At 76.7% G+C, this 5,584-nt stretch carries 6 protein-coding genes; 5 read left to right on the top strand and 1 reads right to left on the bottom strand.

The genetic code is table 11. The features are described 5' to 3' along the window. From EF903_RS27655 to EF903_RS27670, 4 genes are all read left to right on the top strand, one after another. The coding region (locus EF903_RS27655; protein WP_221888785.1) for a cytochrome c biogenesis CcdA family protein at positions 1 to 446 on the top strand (446 nt) is incomplete at its 5' end. 67 nt (positions 447 to 513) lie between these two features. Then, a complete protein-coding gene (locus EF903_RS27660; RefSeq protein WP_125547677.1) occupies positions 514 to 1,107 on the top strand; it encodes a hypothetical protein in 594 nt (197 codons plus the stop codon). 44 nt (positions 1,108 to 1,151) lie between these two features. After that, entirely contained in the window at positions 1,152 to 1,874 is a 723-nt protein-coding gene (locus EF903_RS27665) for a response regulator transcription factor (RefSeq protein WP_125547678.1), read from the top strand. Then, entirely contained in the window at positions 1,871 to 3,274 is a 1,404-nt protein-coding gene (locus tag EF903_RS27670) for an ATP-binding protein (RefSeq protein ID WP_125547679.1), read from the top strand. The genes EF903_RS27665 and EF903_RS27670 overlap by 4 nt, the downstream gene beginning before the upstream one ends. 39 nt (positions 3,275 to 3,313) lie before the next feature. Here EF903_RS27670 and EF903_RS27675 read toward each other — a convergent pair whose 3' ends face one another. Then, positions 3,314 to 4,009, bottom strand: a complete 696-nt coding sequence (locus EF903_RS27675) for a zinc-binding dehydrogenase (protein ID WP_125547680.1) — start codon at positions 4,007 to 4,009, stop codon at positions 3,314 to 3,316. Positions 4,010 to 4,363: 354 nt separating this feature from the next. Between EF903_RS27675 and EF903_RS27680 the strand changes: the two genes are divergently transcribed. Beyond that, a partial coding sequence (locus EF903_RS27680) for a DUF6777 domain-containing protein (protein ID WP_185902851.1) occupies positions 4,364 to 5,584 on the top strand: 1,221 nt, incomplete at its 3' end.

Raw genomic sequence — 5,584 nt, forward strand, 5'->3', positions numbered from 1 at the left:
CCGGCGGCGCCCTGTTCGGCTACTTCGGCCGGACGCTGCCGGCGCACCAGGAGGCGCTGACGCAGGTGCTCGGCGTCTTCACCATCGTCATGGGCCTGGCCTTCACCGGCTTCCTGCCGGGCTTCACGCAGCGGGAGTTCCGCAGCCACCGGCGCCCGGCGCTGGGGCTCTCCGGGGCGCCGCTGCTGGGCGCGGTGTTCGCGGCCGGCTGGACGCCGTGCACCGGGCCGACGCTGGGGGCCGTGCAGGCCCTCGCCTGGACGGAGGCCAGTGCCGCGCGCGGGGCGCTGCTGATGGCCGCCTACTGTCTGGCGCTGGGGTTGCCGTTCGTCCTGGCCGCGCTCGCCTTCCGGCGCGCACTGGGGGCGTTCGGGCTGGTCAAGCGGCACTACCCGTGGGTGCTGCGCCTGCAGTTGTGGAGCGCGGACTCCACCGCGGCGTTCTGACCGGTCCCCGTATCAAACAACCGCACACGAAGACATACATATGGCACACACGACACAGGTGACACACATGCCCCAGACCATCCGCTCGAACGCCCACGCGAGGACAGGCCGTTCACGTCCGGCGCGCCTCGCCGCCGCCCTCCTCTGCCTCGCCGGACTCACCGCCTGCGGCGGCCAGGGCGCCGAGCAGGCGGGAGGCGCCGCCGAGCAGGCGCCCACGGCGAGCTTCACCGACAAGGGCGTCACCGTCACGCTCTCGATAGCGGACTGGCGCGACGCGAAGGGCACCCTCAAGGCCGTCTTCACCCCCGAGGAGAAGGGGTTCCACCTGTACAGCACCGACCTGCCGGCCACCGGCGTCGAGGGCGTCGGCCGCCCCACCGCGGTCTCCGTCACCGGAGCGCTGCGTGCCGAGGGGGAGCTGGCCGCCGCAGCGGAGGTGCGCTCGATCAGCGTGCCCGGAGTCGGCGCCCCCGTCCCCGTCTATCCCGACGGCCCGGTCACCACGACGCTGCCGGTCCGCGCCGACGGCACCGGAGAGGCCACCGTGCTGCTCGGATACGCCAGTTGCAGCACCGAGGACGGCTGCACCATCCCCGTCTCCGACCGGCCCGTCCACCTGCGCGTCACCGCCGAAGGCCCGGTGTTCGCGCCCCGCTAGGCCTCCCCTCGGACCGCTCCGGCCCAACCCCTAAGGTGTCCCCCATGCCCAGCGTCCTGGTCGTGGAAGACGACCCCAGCATCCGCCAGTCACTGATCGAGGTCCTGGCGGAGCACGGGTACGCCGTGCGGAGCGCGGCCGACGGCTTCGGCGGGCTGCGGGAGCTCACCCAGGCGCCGGTCGACGCGGTGGTCCTCGACCTGGGGCTGCCGGACCTCGACGGCGGGGACGCCCTGCGGATGATCCGCGGAATATCCTCGGTGCCCGTGCTGGTGGCCACCGCACGGGACGACGAGACCGAGATCATCAAGCTCCTCAACGCGGGCGCCGACGACTACCTGGTCAAGCCGTTCTCCGGCGGGCAGCTCATCGCACGCCTCGCCGCGGTGCTGCGGCGCACCAGCCACGTCGCGCCCGCCGGCGCCGGCGCCGGGGCGGCCCCGGCCGCCGCATCGGCCGCCCCGCAGCCGGCCACCGTCGGCGAACTCGTCGTCGACCCCGGCGCCCGCACCGCCTTCCTCGCCGGCCGCGAGCTGCGGCTCACCCGCAGGGAGTTCGACCTGCTGGCGTTCCTGGCCCGGCACGCCGGGCAGGTCGTCTCCAAGCGCCGCCTGCTGACCGAGGTGTGGCGCGAGCCGTACGTGGACGACCAGACCGTCGACGTGCACCTGTCGTCCCTGCGCCGCAAGCTCGGCGAACGCGCGGCGGCCCCGCGCTACCTGAGGACCGTCCGCGGCGTCGGGATCAAGCTGGTGGCCCCCCGTTGAGGCGCTCGCTGGCCGGAGTGGCGCTCGCCGTGACCTCGATGGTCGCGCTGTCCTTCCTCATACCGCTGGCCCTCCTCGTGATGTCGCTCGTCAGGGAGCAGGGGGTCACCGAGGCCGAGCAGCGCGCCGCCGCGCTGGCGCCGGTCCTCGCGCTGACCACCGAGCCGGCCGCACTGCGGGAGTCGGCCGCCAGCCTGGACGGGGGCGAGCACCTCGTCGTCCACCTCCCCGACGCCGGCGCGCTCGGCAGGTCGAAGGCGCCCGCCGCGCTCCTCGAACGGGCCCGCACGGGGCGGGAGTCGATCTCCCAGGAGGTTCCGGGCGGCTGGATGTGCCTCCAGCCGGTCGTGCTGCCCGGCGACCGGGTCGCCGTCGTCGAGAACTTCGTCCCCGAGGAGGAGCTGACCCGCGGGGTCGCGGAGTCCTGGGCGGTCATGGCGTTCCTCGCGGTCGGGCTGATCGCCGGCTCGGTCCTCGTCGCCGACCGCCTGGGCGCGAAGGTCGTGCGGTCCTCGAAGCGGCTCGCGCAGGCCTCGCGCGCCCTCGGCGAGGGCGATCTGGACACCCGCGTGGATCCGATGGGCCCGAAGGAGCTCCGCGAGGCGGGCGTCGCGTTCAACGCGATGGCCCACCGCATGACCGAGCTCCTGGCGGTGGAGCGCGAGCTGGTCGCCGACCTGTCGCACCGGCTGCGAACCCCGCTGACCGCCCTCCACCTGGCGTCGGAGCGGATGGCGGGCACGCCGGAGTCCGCACGGGTCGAGGCGGCCGTCGGCGAGCTGGAGGCGGAGCTCCAGGCCATCATCGCGGCGGCGCGCACCCCGCTCGCCGTGGGTCCCATGGGCCAGGGCCTCCTCGGCGCCGAGCCCGCCGCGGGGCGGGGGCCGGCCGGCGCGGCGGGGGCCGGGCCGCGCTGCGAGGCGGCCGAGGTGGTGCGCGGGCGGACGGCGTTCTGGACGGTGCTGGCCGGGCACCAGGAACGGGAGTGCTCCCTGGACCTCACCCCGGAGCCCACGCCGGTGGCGCTCAGTGAGGACGATGTCGCCGCCGTGGTCGACGCCCTGATCGGGAACGTCTTCCGGCACACCCCGCCCGGCACGCCGCTCGGCGTGCGCGTCGTGCGGTCGGCGCTGGCCGTCGAGCTGGTCGTGGAGGACGGCGGGCCCGGCATCCCGGATCCCGACCGGGCCCTCTCCCGCGGCAGCAGCACCGGCTCCACCGGGCTGGGGCTCGACATCGCGCACCGGGCGGCCACCGCCGCGGGCGGCTCCGTGCGCATCGGCCGCGGCCCGCTGGGCGGCGCGCACATCGCGGTCTCGTTCGCCCTGGCCCCCGCCCCGCTGTCGGGGCGGGGCCCGCGCACCTCCCGGCGCCGCCCGGCCTGGCCGCGCAGGCGCTGAGTCCCGCACCCGGCCGCGGCCCGGGCGGCCCGGAAGGCGTCAGGACCCCGGCGTCAGCACGATCTTGCCGCGGGTCCCGCCCGCCTCCGGCAGGGCGTGCGCCCGGGGCGCCTCCTCGAACGGCAGCACGCGGGCGATCCGCAGCGCCGGGTGCCCGTCCTCGACGCGGCGCGCCGGCGTGTCGAGCATGGCGGGGTCGGTCCGCACGCCGTACACCTCGGCGTCGACGGACCGCTCGGGATCCGGTACGGCGAACGGCGTCAGGGACACGCAGCGCCCCCCGTCGCGCACGGCCTGGACCGTCCGCGGCCGCCCCGCCGCGTCGATGACGGCGTCGTACGCGCCTGCCGGCGGGGGCGCGGCCCCGGTGAACACCTCGGGGGCACCCAGCCCGCGTACGGCCTCCGCGTCGCCGGGGCGGGCGAGGGCGGCCGGGTGCAGGCCGCGCAGGGCGGCCGGCCGGACGAGGTATCCCCCGACCGCGCCGGCGGCGCCGCAGACGAGGAGCCGGCCCGCGAAGCCGGGGCCGGGACGGTCGAGGGCCTGCTCCGCGGTCAGCGCGGCCGGCGGCAGGGCGGCGGCGTGTTCCAGCGGGACGCCGGCCGGCGCCCGGACCGCGAGCCGCTCGTCGAGGGCGGCGTACTCGGCCGAGACGCCGGCCCCGTCGGCCAGTGAGGGGCGCAGGGCGACGACGCGGTGATCGGGTTGGGGATTCCTCGGGATCGGGGCGCACAATGTGTGCTAGCAGACAAACCCACACATTGGGCATGGAAGGCGGCATGGGCGCGGCCGGGGCGACCGGTCGGACGTGCGGTGCCGGTGCCGGGTGGGAGGGAAACGGTGAGTTCCGAACCGCGCTCCGAGCGCCCCACCGGCCCGCCCTCAGGCCCGCTCTCCGGCCGCCCGTCCGAAGACGCGACGAGGCCGATCCCGCCTCCTCCCCCGCCGACGGTCGGCGGGGGAGGAGGCGGAGGCGGAGGCGGCAGCGGCCCCGGCGGGCCGGGAGGTCCCGGAGTTCCGGGAGGGCCCGGCGGTCCCGGCGGTCCGGAGCAGGGGCCGGGCGGCGGCGGGCGCCCGTGGTGGCGCTCGGTGCCGCGGATCGCGACCGTGACCGGGGCGGCGGTGGTCGCCGGAGTCCTGGCGGTCGTCTTCACCCGGCCCGACGGCGGGGGCGGCGGCGGACAGCAGACCGCGGCCGGAGAGGTGATCCTGGAGCCCACCGGCTCCACCGGCGAGGAGCCGTTCACCCCCTCCACTGCCCACGCGACGACCGCGCTGCCCGCCGCGGCGCCCCGCGTGGCCCCGACGGCCGCCCGGACCCTCACGAGCGTGGCGGGCTCGGAGCCCGGCCTGTACGGCGGCAGCCGCAACCTCGCCAGCTGCGACGTGGAGAAGCAGATCCGCTACCTCGGCTCGGACCGGGCGAAGAACAAGGCCTTCGCCTCCGCCCTGAAGGTCGAGGAGACCGCCGTACCCGGCTACCTGCGCTCGCTGACGCCCGTACAGCTCCGCTCGGACACCCGCGTCACCAACCACGGCTACCGCAGCGGCGCGGCCACCGGCTACCAGGCGGTCCTCCAGTCCGGCACGGCCGTCCTGGTCGACAGCCACGGCGAGCCGAAAGTGCGCTGCGCCTGCGGCAACCCGCTGAGCCGCGCGGTCCCGCAGGCCGGCACCCCCGAGCAGAAGGGGAAGAGCTGGCCGGGCTACCGACCGCAGAACGTCGTGGTGGTCAACCGCTCGGAGACGCCGGTCAAGGTCTTCGTCATCTTCGACCAGAAGGACCGGCAGTGGGTGAGCCGGCAATCGGGCGACCACGGCAGGCACGACAGGAAGACGCAGCCGCCGCCGAAGCACTGGCCGCTGCCGCCGACGGCCCCGCCCGTGACGGAGCCGCCCGCGACGAGGTCTCCCCACGAGTCCCGCGACCCGTACTCCCCCGGCCACGAGACCCGCGACCCCCGCTCGCCCGGGCACGAGACCCGGGAGCCGCAGACCCCTCCGGGCCGCGAGACCGGGAAGCCCGAAAGCCCGGCTCCGCAGTCGCCGGCCTCCGAGCGCCCCCGCGTACGGGAGAGCCGGCCGCCCGCGCCCGAGTCCCCGAACCGCGAGACCCCGGACCGCGAATCCCCGTCCGCGCCCGCGTCGCCCGACCGTCCCGACCTCCGGGACCCCGAGACCGAGCGCCCGGCCCCGCCGTCCGGGCAGAGCCCCGCACCGCAGCCGTCCGCACCCCCGTCGCAGGAGCGCCCGAACCTGCGCGAGACACAGTCCGAGCCGCCCGCTCCCGAGCCCTCCCCGGCGCAGCCC

Source organism: Streptomyces sp. WAC05292, from assembly GCF_003949955.1.
Classification (GTDB): Bacteria; Actinomycetota; Actinomycetes; order Streptomycetales; family Streptomycetaceae; genus Streptomyces; species Streptomyces globosus.